Source organism: Helicobacter pylori (assembly GCA_008032955.1).
GTDB lineage: Bacteria > Campylobacterota > Campylobacteria > Campylobacterales > Helicobacteraceae > Helicobacter > Helicobacter pylori_DC.
In genome coordinates, this window is sequence record CP032046.1 from 178381 (window position 1) to 192137 (window position 13757).

14 protein-coding genes, 1 tRNA gene and 3 pseudogenes are annotated in these 13757 nt (G+C 38.6%); 11 read left to right on the forward strand and 7 right to left on the reverse strand.

Features of this window, described 5'->3' with window-relative positions; translation table 11 throughout:
• Positions 1-27 precede the first annotated feature (27 nt).
• The 4 genes and pseudogenes from D2C72_00860 to D2C72_00875 form a co-directional block, all read right to left on the reverse strand.
• Positions 28-1653: an arginine--tRNA ligase gene (locus tag D2C72_00860; GenBank protein ID QEF44151.1), complete on the reverse strand. Its 1626-nt coding sequence runs from the start codon at positions 1651-1653 to the stop codon at positions 28-30.
• Positions 1654-1655: 2 nt separating this feature from the next.
• The gene (tatA, locus tag D2C72_00865; protein ID QEF43026.1) at positions 1656-1895 is read right to left on the reverse strand and encodes a twin-arginine translocase TatA/TatE family subunit; all 240 of its coding nucleotides are present in this window, start codon (positions 1893-1895) and stop codon (positions 1656-1658) included.
• Positions 1896-1965: 70 nt separating this feature from the next.
• Positions 1966-2586, reverse strand: a complete 621-nt coding sequence (locus D2C72_00870) for a guanylate kinase (GenBank protein ID QEF43027.1) — start codon at positions 2584-2586, stop codon at positions 1966-1968.
• Positions 2579-4188: pseudogene (locus D2C72_00875) on the reverse strand (hypothetical protein). Before D2C72_00875 ends, D2C72_00870 begins: the two are co-directional and overlap by 8 nt.
• Before the next feature lie 143 nt (positions 4189-4331).
• Here D2C72_00875 and D2C72_00880 point away from each other — a divergent pair.
• Complete coding sequence (locus D2C72_00880) at positions 4332-4874, forward strand: nuclease NucT (protein ID QEF43028.1); 543 nt, start codon at positions 4332-4334, stop codon at positions 4872-4874.
• A 7-nt stretch (positions 4875-4881) separates the two neighbouring features.
• Here the strand turns inward: D2C72_00880 and D2C72_00885 are convergent, their stop codons facing one another.
• Positions 4882-5601, reverse strand: a complete 720-nt coding sequence (locus tag D2C72_00885; GenBank protein ID QEF43029.1) for an outer membrane protein — start codon at positions 5599-5601, stop codon at positions 4882-4884.
• A 164-nt stretch (positions 5602-5765) separates the two neighbouring features.
• Here D2C72_00885 and flgH point away from each other — a divergent pair, with 164 nt between their 5' ends.
• The 4 genes from flgH to pseH are packed head-to-tail and all read left to right on the forward strand — an operon-like array spanning position 5766 to position 8594.
• The gene (gene flgH / locus D2C72_00890; protein QEF43030.1) at positions 5766-6479 is read left to right on the forward strand and encodes a flagellar basal body L-ring protein FlgH; all 714 of its coding nucleotides are present in this window, start codon (positions 5766-5768) and stop codon (positions 6477-6479) included.
• 23 nt (positions 6480-6502) lie between these two features.
• Positions 6503-7189 (forward strand): pseudaminic acid cytidylyltransferase, encoded by a 687-nt coding sequence (pseF, locus tag D2C72_00895; protein QEF43031.1) that lies wholly within the window; start codon positions 6503-6505, stop codon positions 7187-7189.
• A complete protein-coding gene (locus D2C72_00900; GenBank protein ID QEF43032.1) occupies positions 7162-8055 on the forward strand; it encodes a CMP-N-acetylneuraminic acid synthetase in 894 nt (297 codons plus the stop codon). Before pseF ends, D2C72_00900 begins: the two co-directional genes overlap by 28 nt.
• Complete coding sequence (pseH, locus tag D2C72_00905) at positions 8052-8594, forward strand: UDP-4-amino-4,6-dideoxy-N-acetyl-beta-L-altrosamine N-acetyltransferase (GenBank protein QEF43033.1); 543 nt, start codon at positions 8052-8054, stop codon at positions 8592-8594. The genes D2C72_00900 and pseH overlap by 4 nt, the downstream gene beginning before the upstream one ends.
• On the opposite strand, the pseudogene D2C72_00910 reads toward pseH, so the two are convergent.
• Both D2C72_00910 and D2C72_00915 read right to left on the reverse strand, forming a co-directional pair.
• Positions 8527-9464: pseudogene (locus D2C72_00910) on the reverse strand (tetraacyldisaccharide 4'-kinase). The gene pseH and the pseudogene D2C72_00910 sit on opposite strands and share 68 nt — an antisense overlap.
• Positions 9461-10243, reverse strand: coding sequence for an NAD+ synthase (locus D2C72_00915; GenBank protein ID QEF43034.1), 783 nt, complete (start codon positions 10241-10243; stop codon positions 9461-9463). Before D2C72_00915 ends, D2C72_00910 begins: the two are co-directional and overlap by 4 nt.
• Before the next feature lie 84 nt (positions 10244-10327).
• Here D2C72_00915 and D2C72_00920 point away from each other — a divergent pair.
• The 6 genes and pseudogenes from D2C72_00920 (at position 10328) to ruvX (ending at position 13752) form a co-directional block, all read left to right on the forward strand.
• Positions 10328-10404: transfer RNA gene (locus D2C72_00920), tRNA-Arg, on the forward strand.
• 87 nt (positions 10405-10491) lie between these two features.
• Positions 10492-11484 (forward strand): ketol-acid reductoisomerase, encoded by a 993-nt coding sequence (ilvC, locus tag D2C72_00925; protein QEF43035.1) that lies wholly within the window; start codon positions 10492-10494, stop codon positions 11482-11484.
• A gap of 24 nt (positions 11485-11508) precedes the next feature.
• Positions 11509-12314 (forward strand): annotated as a pseudogene (gene minD, locus D2C72_00930) (septum site-determining protein MinD).
• Positions 12311-12544 carry a cell division topological specificity factor MinE gene (gene minE, locus D2C72_00935; GenBank protein ID QEF43036.1) on the forward strand — a complete coding sequence of 78 codons (234 nt, stop codon included), beginning with the start codon at positions 12311-12313 and terminating at the stop codon, positions 12542-12544. The pseudogene minD and the gene minE overlap by 4 nt, the downstream one beginning before the upstream one ends.
• Positions 12545-12550: 6 nt before the next feature.
• Positions 12551-13351 carry a DNA-protecting protein DprA gene (gene dprA, locus D2C72_00940; GenBank protein ID QEF43037.1) on the forward strand — a complete coding sequence of 267 codons (801 nt, stop codon included), beginning with the start codon at positions 12551-12553 and terminating at the stop codon, positions 13349-13351.
• Positions 13348-13752, forward strand: a complete 405-nt coding sequence (gene ruvX, locus D2C72_00945; GenBank protein QEF43038.1) for a Holliday junction resolvase RuvX — start codon at positions 13348-13350, stop codon at positions 13750-13752. The genes dprA and ruvX overlap by 4 nt, the downstream gene beginning before the upstream one ends.
• The last annotated feature ends 5 nt before the right edge of the window (positions 13753-13757 follow it).

The window sequence follows — 13757 nt, forward strand, 5'->3', positions numbered from 1 at the left end:
TGTTATAACAAAAAATTAAATATTAGCTTAATCTTTAGCGGAAATTTTGGTTTTTATCTCTATGCCTAAAAGTTTGAAAGCGTTGCTCAAACTCAAGCTCACCATTAAACAAATTTTTAAAAGCTCTTTAGCTTTAGGGGTGTTTAAAATCTTGCCAGCGTTATAGAAGCGGTGGAATTCTGAGGCGAGGGTTTTTGTGTATTCGCACATTTTTTGCAAGCCGTATTCTTCAAAAGAAGATTCAATCGCTTTAGGCAAGCTTAAAGCGCTAAAAAGCAGGTATTTTTCTTCAGCGTTTAAATTTTTTAAAGGGGTTTGTAAGATTTCTTCTTTAGAAAAGGGGGATTTTTCTAGCATGGTGTGGATGCGCGAATTAGCGTAATGGATATAGTAAATAGGGTTTGAGCTGTCCTGCTTTTTTAAAGTATTGACATCAAATTCTAAATGGGTGTCAAGCCGTTTGCTCAAAAAAATAAACCTCAAAGCGTCCTTACCCACATCATCAACCACATCTTTAATCAAAATAAAATTACCCGCTCTTTTACTCATCTTGTAAGGCTCGTTATCTTTGAGCAAGCGCACCATTTGAGCGAGCAAGACTTCAAGCTTGTTGGAATCATAGCCCAAAAACTCAAGGCTGGCTTTCACTCTAGCGATATAGCCGTGGTGGTCTGCCCCCCAAATGTTGATATATTTGGTGTAATTTTGTTGGAATTTTTCATCATGATAGACAATATCGCCGGCTAAATAAGTGTAGCTCTTATCTTCTTTAATCAGCACCCGATCGCTTTCATCTTGGTATAGGGAGGATTTGAGCCAGATTTTAGAATCCTTTTCATAAAGGGCGTTCGCTTTTTCTAATCGCTCAAACACCGCATCTTTATGTTTAAAAACTTCTTTTTCGCTCGCATAGGAATCAAAATGAATGCCTAAAGCGTCTAAATTATCTTTAATTTCTAAAAGCATTAAATCTTTAGCGTAGCCACTTAAAACTTCAATGATAGTCTCTTCGTTTTCTTTAAAAAGGCTTGGCTCTAAATCGTTACTCGCCTTTTTGGCGATTTCAATGATGTATTCGCCTTTGTAAAAGACTTCCGGATAAGTTACGCTTTCTTTTAAAACATGCTCTCTGTAAGCGAGCCATACCGAAAGCCCTAACAAGCGGATTTGAGAACCCATGTCATTAACATAATATTCGCACAAAACTTCATGCCCTAAAAAGCGAGCGATTTTAGCCAAACTATCGCCAAAAACCGCCCCTCTAGCATGCCCTATGTGTAAAGGCCCTGTGGGGTTAGCGCTCACAAATTCTAAAAAGATTTTTTGAGAATGTTCGCTTTTAACTTGAGAGCCAAATTGTTCTTTCAATTCCAAAGCCCTTTGGGTGAAACGCTCCAAAAGATCTAAAGAAAGCGTGAAATTAATATAGCCCTTACAAGCCACTACGCTGTCAAAAAACCCTTGAGTTTTTTTGTGCGTGCTGATTTTAAGGGCTAACTCTTCAGCGATAACTAAGGGCGATTTTTTAAAAACTTTGGCGAGATTGAAAGCAATGGGCGTAGCGTAATGCCCATGCTCTCTGTCTTTAGGGTATTCAATAATGACTTCAGTCTCTAAAATCTCTTCTAAAACGCCCTTAATGAGAGTGTGCATGTTCAACTTTCTTGTTTGCTTTTAATCTCGCTACTCTCATGCACTTTGGTTTGCATTGCTTGAGCGTCTAGGGTTTTTGGCTCGTTTTTAGCCTCTTCTTCATCGTCTTTCACGGCTTTTTTGAAATTCTTAATCCCACTGCCTAAACCCTTAGCCAACTCTGGGATCTTTTTAGCCCCAAACAACAACACAATCACTAATAAAACAATGACCCAATGCCATATACTTGTGAATCCGCCCATATTTTACTCCTTAATCTATTGGTTGGTTTTTATTTGAATTATAGCTTTTTTAAAAAATAATTGATAGGTTTTATAAGGATTCGTTTTTCCAGGCCTTGCATATTTTTTCAAAATTAAACGCTTTTAAGCGATAGACTAAAGTTTTTGCGATGCTTAAGATGATTTCTTTGGATTTTTCTAAATCTTCATTGATGATGAGGTAATCAAAGCTTTCCAAGCACTGCATTTCCTTATAAGCGTTGATCAAGCGTTTTTCTATCGTCTCTTTAGAATCCGTTCCCCTTAAAAGCAAGCGCTCTTTTAAAATCTCTTGGTTTTTGGTGCTAATAAAGACTGAGCATGCGTTAGGGTAATGCTTTTTAAGGATCTCATGCCCTTGCACATCAATATCAAAAATAACGATTTTGCCCTCTTTTAAGGCTTTTTCTACAGGGATTTTAGAAGTGCCATAGTAGTGGTTATGCACGATCGCCCATTCTAAAAACTGCCCTTTTTCTATGCCTTGTTTGAATTCTTCTTCGCTGACAAAATTGTAATGCAAGCCATCAACTTCGCCCTCTCTAGGTTTCCTCGTGGTGGTGGAAAGGGAAAAATGGGTTTTTGGGATTTTTTCTTGCAAATACTTTGTAAGGGTGCTTTTACCCGCTCCGCTAGGGCCTGAAAGGATGAGCAAATTAAAATCGTTATGCATTAGGTTTTTTATCCTCTAAAGTGATTTTAATGCTTAAGGTCTTGTTTTCTAAAAGGCTTTTTAAGGACTCTTGATTCAGGCTTTTTAATAAGTCCTGCAAATTCAAGCGCAATTCTAGGGGGCTGGAAGTTTTATCGCTTTCTTCTTTTTCTTGCGGGGTTTCTGTGGCGTTTTCATTCTTGGAGATTTCTGTGGCGTTCTTTTTAGGGGTTTCTGTGGCGTTCTCATTATTAGGGGTTTTTGCAACGGCTTCATTCAAAAAGGGCAATTCTTCCCCCATCGCTTTAGCCATCACCGGCTCAGGAATGTCTTCAATGCTTTCGTAATGGTCTTCTTGGGGTTTTTCATCTTGGGTTTGTGGGGTTTCTTTTTCTTGGGTTTCTTCTTGTGGGGTTTCTTTTTCTTGCGCTTGGAGGATTTCTACATCTTGTGGTGTTTCTGCGATTTCTTGTTTTTCTTTTTCTTGTGGGGTTTCTTTTTCTTGGGTTTCTTCTTGTGGGGTTTCTTTTTCTTGCGCTTGGAGGATTTCTACATCTTGTGGTGTTTCTGCGATTTCTTGTTTTTCTTTTTCTTGTGGGGTTTCTTTTTCTTGCGCTTGGAGGATTTCTACATCTTGTGGTGTTTCTGCGATTTCTTGTTTTTCTTTTTCTTGTGGGGTTTCTTTTTCTTGCACTTGGGTTTTTTCGGTAACAACTTCTTGGATTTTTTGCGTTTCTTCTTTATTCTCTTGGCCGTTAGAGTTTTCTTGGATTTCTTTGACTAATTCTTGCATGGCTTCTAATTCTTGCACGCTTGGGGAATCTTGTGTTTCTTCTTGTTTTTCCTCCTTATTTTCTTGTGTTTCTTCTTTGATTGGCTCTTGTTCTTGCGTTTCTTCTTTGGGGGTTTCTACTTGTTCTTGCGTTTCTAATTCTTTAGAAACTTCTTCATCTTTGGGGGTTTCAACGCTCCCTTGCGTTTCATCATCTTGGGGCTTTTCTTTATCTTGGGGGTTTTCTGCAACTTCTTGTTCTTCTTTTTCTTTAATTTCTTCTTGCATTTCTTTAACTTCTTCTTTTTTAACCTCTTCTTGCGTTTCTTCTTTAAGAGTTTCTACTTCTTGGGCGTTTAAAGTGGGGAGTAGTTGCTCTTCATTGTTAGGCTCTTCTTTGGTTAGGGCCTCTAAATCGCCTAAACTTTCTAACTCGTCCCAATTGGTTTCTAAAACTTCTTGAGTTGGGTCTAAATTCTGGCTAGGCTCTAGCTCGCTTGCGTTAGAACCAAGCTTTTTTTGAAGGACTTTTAACATTTCGGTGGGTAAAAAGGTTTTTTGATTTTCATCTCAAAGCCTTCTAAAAAGGGCTGCGTTTCATTGCCCTTTTTATACATGCACACGCTGTTTTTATTTTGAGAGATGGTTTCTTTTAATTCTAGCCAATCTATTTGGTCTAGTTTTTCCAAACATTCATCATCGGCTATCAAAAGCCATTCCTGATTTTCTTTAAGGCGTGCGGACAGCTCTTGATAGTGGTTAAAATTTTCTATAGATAATTCTAATTTCTTAGAGACACTCTCAAGCAGTTTTGTGATCATGGGGTTTTGGTTGAATAGAATCATTTTCATTTTAGGGACTCCTTATTTTATTAAGAAACGCTTCTTTAAGCCTATCCATTTTTATCGCTTTTTTTAAATCTTTTATTATAATCAAAAATCCACTTGGTTGGTTGTTTTTATCATAGAGTGTAATTTAGAATAAGGATCATTTGATGTTCAACAAATTTAAAAAAATCGTTGGCGTGGGTGTGTTAGTGAGCTGTTTAGGGGTTTTGCAAGCTAAAAGCAGTCTCTTTGTCTTACCTTATGAGCAAAGAGACGCTCTCAATTCTTTAATTTCTGGGATTAGCAGCGCTAGAGAGAGCGTGAAAATCGCTATTTATAGTTTCACGCACAGAGATATTGCAAGAGCGATTAAAAGCGTAGCGAGTAGGGGGATTAAGGTGCAAATCATTTATGATTATGAAAGCAATCACAATAACAAGCAATCCACTATTGGCTATTTAGACAAATACCCTAACACGAAAGTGTGCTTATTAAAAGGGCTTAAGGCTAAAAACGGGAATTATTACGGCATCATGCACCAAAAAGTGGCGATCATTGATGATAAAATCGTGTTTTTAGGCTCAGCGAATTGGAGCAAAAACGCTTTTGAAAACAATTATGAAGTGCTTCTAAAAACCGATGACACAGAGACGATCCTCAAAGCCAAGAGTTATTATCAAAAGATGCTAGAAGGTTGCGTTGGGTTTTAAAAGCCCTTTAGAAGTGGTAATTATACCCCACATAAAAGGCAAAAACCCTACGCATTTGAACCCTAAGTGCGTCGGTGGTGTAGTATTTGTTGTTAAGAGTGGGGAATTTAAACCCGATTTCAAATTCATGTTCATCTACGAATAAAGCTTTGAAACCAAAGTTAAAGAGGAATTGAAAAGAGGTGTTATCAACCCTACTACTATTAGTGATGCCTAATAATTCCTGCCCTTTATTGCCAATATACCAACTATTCCCAGCAATCGCAATCCCCCCAAAAACGCCAATATCCACGCCAATATCATCTTGATAAAAACTCCCTTGGAAGAAATTCCATATCGCATCCACGCCCACGCCATAAGTGATCATGTTGTTGCCCCCATAATAGCCTTTAGGGTATCTCATGCCATAGCCTTGCCAATCTAAAAAAGCAAAATAGCGCAAACCTAAGACTTTATCTGGATGGAAAAAGTGGTTATAGCCCATGACTAAGCCAATCCCATTAGAACCCATGTTAGTGAGTTTTTTAACGCTATTAATGCTAGTCATTACATTGGTGTAACCGGTTTGATAGCTAGTAACTTCTCTAACTTCGTGAATATCAGTCATTAAATTGATAGAACCTGTTTGGTAATTGAATCCCATATACAAATTTTTCGTCCAAGAAGGTGCAGCGCTTTCTTCATCAGCCCCTAAAGCATGTGCTAACAAGCTTGCGCTAACCAACATTTTTAATAAGGTCCTCAAGATTTATACTCCTAGCGTTAAAGTTGGGTTTTTAATTTTTTGTTATCAGCTCTAAATTTTACAACAACTTACTCAAAATTAAGCATTTATTCTTTATAAGAGAGTATAATTCAAGGCTTAAAATAACTCAAAAGTAAGGCTAGTGGATGAAAAAAGCGCTTTATTTAGGGGCTGTTGTGTTTGGCGTTATATTCAGCATGGCATCAGCCAATGAGCCAAAAATTGATTTTAACCCTCCTAATTATGTAGAAGAAACCCCCTCTAAAGAATTTATCCCTGAATTGAACAAGTTAGGGAGTTTGTTTGGGCAGGGTGAGCGCCCCTTATTTGCGGACAGGAGGGCGATGAAGCCTAACGATTTGATCACAATCATTGTCTCTGAAAAAGCGAGCGCGAATTATTCTAGCTCTAAAGATTATAAAAGCGCTTCAGGGGGTAATTCCACGCCCCCAAGACTCACTTATAACGGGCTAGATGAAAGAAAGAAAAAAGAAGCACAGTATTTAGACGATAAGAATAATTACAATTTCACCAAATCTAGCAATAACACGAATTTTAAAGGCGGTGGCTCGCAAAAAAAGAGCGAAGATTTAGAGATCGTGTTGAGCGCTCGCATCATTAAGGTGCTAGAAAACGGGAATTATTTCATCTATGGGAATAAGGAAGTGCTAGTGGATGGGGAAAAGCAAATCCTTAAGGTGAGCGGGGTGATCCGCCCTTATGATATTGAAAGGAATAACACTATCCAATCCAAGTTTTTGGCTGACGCTAAGATTGAATACACGAATTTAGGGCATTTGAGCGATTCCAATAAAAAGAAATTCGCCGCTGATGCGATGGAAACCCAAATGCCTTATTAATAAAGAGCGTTTGAAAGCCTAGCATGAGAGCGATCGCTATTGTTTTAGCCAGAAGTTCCAGTAAAAGGATTAAGAATAAAAATATTATTGATTTTTTCAATAAACCCATGCTCGCTTACCCCATTGAAACAGCGCTAAATTCCAAGCTCTTTGAAAAGGTGTTTATCTCTAGCGATAGCATGGAGTATGTGAGTTTGGCTAAAAATTATGGGGCGAGTTTTTTGAATTTACGCCCTAAAAATTTAGCGGATGACAGAGCCACGACTTTAGAGGTGATGGCCTACCACATGAAAGAATTAGAGTTAAAAGATGAAGATATTGCGTGTTGTTTGTATGGCGCTTCAGTATTTTTACAAGAAAAGCATTTAAAAAACGCTTTTGAAACTTTAAAACAAAATCAAAATGTGGATTATGTTTTCACATGCTCTCCCTTTAGCGCTTCGCCCTATCGTTCTTTTAGCCTTGAAAACGGCGTTCAAATGGCTTTTAAAGAGCATTTAAACACGCGCACGCAAGATTTAAAAACGCTCTATCATGACGCAGGGTTGCTTTATATGGGGAAGGCTCAAGCCTTTAAAGAAATGCGGCCTATTTTTAGCCCAAATTCCATCGCTTTAGAATTATCGCCCCTAGAAGTCCAAGATATTGACACTTTAGAAGATTTAGAATTAGCCAAGCTCAAATACAGCCGTTTGAAAAACGCATGCTAGTAAAAATTTTGTGCGATTCGTTTTTAACAAGCGGTTTAGGGCATGTGAGGCGTTGTGAAAAAATCCTTTCTTTTATAGAAAAATTAGGGGTTGAAGCGAGCCTTTATTTACACAAGCAAAACGATATAGGTGCTTTTTTAGAGGGCGTTGGCAATGATGATTTTTTGATTGCAGACAGCTATTGTTTAAATTCAAAGGATTTTTACCTTTTAAAAGAAAAAGCTAAAAGCCTTATGGTGATAGAAGATGAAGAGCATGTTAAGGGGTTTTACCCTAAAAACACCAAGATCATGAATTTCACGCTGAACGCCTTAAAACACTACCATCATTTATCAAAAGATTATCAGTATTATTTGGGGGTGGGGTTTTACCCTGTTGATGCTCGTTTTATTTATGAGCGCCCTATCAATACAGAAAACAAAGAAGTGCTAATCACTCTAGGGGGGAGCGAGCAAAAAACGCTCAAAGAGATAGTCAAAATTTTAGAAAATAAGAATGTGAATTTGCATATCATTTCATCTTATACGCCCAAAAATCCTCCCAAAAACACGCATTATTACAGCCCTTTAAACCCTTTAGAGTTCAGTTCTTTGATGAAATCTTGCGCTTGCGCTATTGGCGCTGCGGGTCAAACCCTCTATGAATTGGCCCTTTCTCAAACGCCCTCTCTTATCCTTCCCATTGCCTCTAATCAAATCCTTCAAAGCAAAGAATTTGAAAGCTTGGGCATTTTCAAGCAAACGAGCTTAAAAACTCTAGCTAAAGATTTTGAAAAATTACAAATTCAAAAAAATCAAGCCTGGGCAAAAAACCTGGCCTTTGGGAGTGAACTAGAGGGCGCATTAAGGGAGTTTTTAGAAATTTGAAGAAAAATTATTCTTATGGAAATATCCAAGCGATTGATTTTACTAATTTAAACGATGGAGAAAAGCTGTTGGTTTTAGAATTTCGTAACCACCCAAACACTGCCTTATGGATGTATAGCGCTAATATTTCTTTAAAAACGCATTTGCAATTCATAGAAGATCTCAAAAATTCGCCTAGCCACCGCTATTTTTTGTTTAAAGAAGAGGGCGTTTATTTAGGGGTTGGCTCTATCACTAAAATCAATTTTTTTCATAAGCATGGGTATTTGGGGATTTATAAAAACCCTTTTTTGAAAAATGGGGGAGAAACGATTTTAAAAGCTTTAGAATGCATCGCTTTTGAAGAGTTCCAATTGCATTCTTTGCACTTAGAAGTGATGGAAAACAATTTTAAAGCGATCGCTTTTTATGAAAAAAACCATTATGAGTTAGAGGGGCGTTTGAAAGGCTTTATTTCTAAAGATAAGGAGTTTATAGACGTTCTTTTGTATTACAAGGATAAGAAAAAATATAATGGTCAATCTTCTCTAAAACTTTAGGGCAAATTTCTAATCTTAAATCCAATACGCTTAAAGGCAATTTGCAATCTTGTAATTTGACGAGATCTTTTGAAGTAACCAATAAGGAAGTGGCGTTATTTTGATAAAACTCTTTTTCTAAAAGCTCCAAATCAAAAGGGGCATGGTCTCTAAAATACATTTTTTTAACCACTTCTTTGGGTAAAAACGCATCAAGTCTACTGGGATTAGCGATAGCCGTTACTAAAAGCATGCGTTTGGTGGGGTGAGAAATAGAGGTGATTCTTTTATAATCCTTATCCTCTGTAACGACTAAATGGGCTTCTTTATAGCTTTTGATGCTTTCTCTATACAACCCGCTTGGCAAACAAAAGGGGTAGTAGGGGGGACTTTAGGCTTTAAAAGCGCATTGAATTGGTTGAAATTAAACCTAAAACCATCGTCTAAAAACACGATTTTTGCCCCTAATTCAAGGGCTTTTAAAACGCCTAGCTCTCTTTTTTCGCTCACAATCACGCTCGCTTGTTTTAAATTTAAGGCTAAAAGATAGGCTTCATCGCCCGCTGTTTTTTGAGAAACTAAAATGTTTCCCTTAACGCTCACCACCACTAAGCCTTTAGAATCCCGTTGATACCCCCTAGAGACAATAGCCACTTCTTGGTATCTTGGAGCGATTTCTAAAATAAAGGGCGTTTTACCGCTTCCTCCGGCGATGAGGTTGCCTATACTGATAAGGGGGATTTTAAAATCATGTTTTTTAGCGGTTTTTCGTTTAAGGGTGGCGATGCCTTGATAGATTAAAGAAAAAGGATAGAGCGCGAAAATCAACCCCTTTTGCAGGAGAGTTGGGTCATAAAAATAGCACTCTAAAAAGGGTTTATCGCTTTTCATTCAGGGTTAAATCGTTTAGCGATAGTGGGTAATTCCAATTTAAAAGCGTTTTTTTGGATACGGCTTATGATGCTTTTTACTAAAATTTCATCATAGCCTAATTGGGTGAGCGTTTCTAAATGGATGGGCTTTGTTTGGAATAACGCTTCAATATCCTTCAATAAAGGATCGATCACGCTATAAGGATAGCCCAAATCCTTTTCATCGCTTTGCCCTACAAATAAATCCGCACTAGGGGGCTTGTTTAAAATCTTTTTAGGGATATTTAAATGGAGAGCTAGTTCATAAACTTCGGTTTTAAATAATTCCCCAATCGGGTTAATCGCGCACGCCAAATCCCCAAATAAAGTGCCATAGCCTAACATTCTTTCACTTTTATTGCTCGTGCCAATGACTAAAGAATCGCTTTTTAAAGAATAATCGTATAAAAAAGCCATGCGCAACCTTGCACAAAAATTCCCCTTTCTAGTAAGGCTTGCGTCTTTAAAATGAGAGCCAAAGATGGCATCATAGGGAGCGATAGAATATTCTGTATAAGGGATAGAAAACGTTTCGCACAAATCTAGGGCGTCTGTTTTACTTTCTGGCATAGAGACTGAAGAGGGCATTAAAAGGGCATGAGCGTTTTCTTTAAAAACCTTTTGGCACAGCACCCCAACGACCGTGCTATCTAGCCCCCCGCTCAGCCCGTAAACGACTTTTTTAAAGCCGCGTTTTTGAACTTCTTTTTCTAAAAAATCGCATAAATAGACGATGAGTTTTTGGTAATCTTTTTGCATGCCTTAAATTATAATAGAAAAAACGCACCGCTTAAGTGAAAAATTAGCTTTTCTTGCTATAATTATCGTTTCACTCCTTTAAAAGTGCTCGTAGCTCAGCTGAATAGAGCAACAGGTTGCGGTCCTGTAGGTCGGGGGTTTGAATCCCTCCGAGCACACCATTTCTTAATATTCTGTATGTTTTTAAACATTATCGCTCCCATTATGGTAAAATAAATACTTGCTTAAACACGCTAGGAGATTTGATTTTGGCATTACCCATTTATTATGATAAAGACATTGATTTAGGCGTTATCCAATCCTTACAAGTGGGCATTATTGGCTATGGCGCTCAAGGAGAAGCCCAAGCGCTCAATTTGAGGGACTCTAAAGTAAAGGCGCGTATTGGCTTGTATCAAGGGAGTTTGAGCGTTTCAAAAGCAAAAAAAGAGGGTTTTGAGGTGCTAGGAGTCAAGGAATTAGTCCAACAATCGGATGTGATCATGGCGTTACTTCCGGATGAATTGCATAAAGAAGTGTTAGAAAAAGAAGTGATCCCTTTTTTAAAAGAGGGGCAGATTGTGGGCTTTGCTCATGGTTTTAGCGTGCATTTCAATCAAGTTGTTCTTCCAAAAGGCGTGGGCGCAATTTTAGTCGCGCCAAAAGGGCCCGGGAGCGCTTTAAGAGAAGAATACCTTAAAAATAGGGGCTTATACCATTTAATCGCCATAGAGCAAGAAAGCTCAAAAAATAACGCTAAAGCGGTGGCTTTAAGCTATGCTAAAGCGATGGGTGGGGGGAGAATGGGGGTTTTAGAAACGAGCTTTAAAGAAGAATGCGAGAGCGATTTATTCGGCGAGCAAGCGGTTTTGTGCGGAGGGTTAGAAGCGATTGTGAGAATGGGGTTTGAAACTTTACTCAAGGCAGGATACCCTGAAGAATTAGCCTATTTTGAATGCGTGCATGAAGTGAAATTAGTGGCGGATTTATTGCATTATAAGGGGGTAGAGGGCTTAAGGAAGCACATTTCTAACACCGCTGAATTTGGGGCGATTAAAAATAGAGAGCCTATGGGAAAGCTGTTAGAAAAACGCATGCAAAAAATCTTAAAAAAGATTCAAAACGGCTCATTCGCTAAAGATTTTTTACTAGAAAAGAGCTTGAATTACCCCAGGTTAAACACAGAGAGGAAAGCCCTTAAAGAGACTAAAATAGAACAAATTGGGGAAATTTTATGCGCCCCATTCAACCATAAAAAATAAATCATTAAATTAAAAGGAATAAATATGGCAATAGTAGTTACTATCACTTCAGGTAAGGGGGCGTGGGTAAAAGCACCACCACGGCTAATTTGGCGATTGGCTTGGCTGAAAGCGGTAAAAAAGTCGTAGCGGTTGATTTTGACATAGGCCTTAGGAACTTGGATATGATTTTAGGCTTAGAAAATCGTATTGTTTATGATGTGGTGGATGTGATGGAAAAAAATTGCAACCTTTCGCAGGCTTTAATCACGGATAAAAAGACGAAAAACCTTTCTTTTTTAGCGGCCTCACAAAGCAAGGATAAAAATATTTTAGATAAGGAAAAAGTAGCGATTTTAATCAACGCTTTAAGGGCGGATTTTGACTATATTTTGATTGACTCACCGGCTGGGATTGAAAGCGGTTTTGAGCATGCGATTTTGCATGCGGACATGGCGTTAGTGGTGGTAACGCCGGAAGTGAGTTCCTTAAGGGATAGCGACAGAGTGATTGGCATTATTGACGCGAAGTCTAATCGGGCCAAAAGGGGCGAAGAAGTGCATAAGCATTTGATAATCAATCGCTTAAAACCTGAATTAGTGGCAAATGGCGAGATGATTCCCATAGAAGAAGTGCTTAAGATCTTGTGCTTGCCTTTAATTGGGATCATTCCTGAAGACAGCCATATCATTTCAGCGACCAACAAGGGCGAGCCGGTGATTCGCACGGACTGCGAGAGCGCGAAGGCTTACCAACGCATCACCAGACGGATTTTAGGTGAAGAAGTGGAATACGTGGAATTTAAGGCTAAAAGAGGCTTTTTTGGGGCTTTAAAAGGGATATTTTCATGAGTTTGTTTGATTTTTTTAAAAACAAAGGGAGCGCGGCTACCGCAACAGACCGATTGAAATTGATTCTAGCCAAAGAGCGCACCTTAAATTTACCCTACATGGAAGAGATGCGTAAAGAAATCATTGCCGTCATTCAAAAATACACTAAATCTTCAGACATCCATTTCAAAACCCTTGACAGCAACCAGAGCGTGGAAACGATTGAAGTGGAAATTATATTGCCTAAATAGTTTAAAATGAAAAGCCACTTCCAATACAGCGCGCTAGAGAACATCCCTAAAGCCTTTGACATTCTCAAAGACCCTCCTAAAAAGCTCTATTGTGTGGGCGATACCAAGCTTTTGGATACGCCTTTAAAAGTGGCGATCATAGGCACAAGAAGACCCACCCCTTATAGCAAGCAACACACCATCACTCTGGCCAGAGAGCTTGCTAAAAATGGTGCGGTTATTGTGAGCGGGGGAGCGTTAGGCGTGGATATTATCGCTCAAGAAAACGCCTTGCCAAAAACGATCATGCTTTCGCCTTGCAGTTTGGATTTCATCTATCCTACGAACAATCATAAAGTGATCCAAGAAATCGCGCAAAACGGCTTGATTTTAAGCGAATATGAAAAAGACTTCATGCCCATTAAAGGCTCTTTTTTAGCGAGAAACCGCCTGGTGATCGCTTTAAGCGATGCGGTCATTATCCCCCAAGCGGATTTACAAAGCGGCTCTATGAGCAGCGCGAGATTAGCCCAGAAATACCAAAAACCCTTGTTTGTTTTACCCCAACGCTTGAATGAGAGCGATGGCACTAATGAGCTTTTAGAAAAAGGGCAGGCTCAAGGGATATTTAATATTCAAAATTTTATAAACACCCTTTTAAAAGATTACCATTTAAAAGAAATGCCTGGAATGAAAGATGAATTTTTAGAATATTGCGCGAAAAACCCTAGCTATGAAGAAGCGTATCTCAAATTTGGGGATAAGCTTTTAGAATACGAGCTGTTAGGTAAGATCAAGCGCATCAATCATCTCGTGGTGTTAGCATGATTTTAGCGTGCGATGTGGGGTTAAAACGCATTGGCATCGCTATGCTTTTAAACGGCGTTATCTTGCCTTTAGAAGCGATTTTACGCCACAACAGAAATCAGGCCTCTAGGGATTTGAGCGATTTGTTGAGAGAAAAAAACATTCAAGTGCTAGTGGTGGGCAAGCCCAATGAAAGCTATGCGGATACGAACGCACGCATTGAGCATTTCATCAAGCTTGTAGATTTTAAGGGCGAAATCGTTTTTATTAATGAAGATAATTCTAGCATAGAAGCTTATGACAATTTGGAGCATTTGGGTAGGAAAAATAAGCGGCTCGCTATCAAAGACGGCCGGCTAGACTCTTTGAGCGCTTGTAAGATTTTAGAGCGCTATTGCCAGCAGGTTTTAAAAAATCATTAGATCTG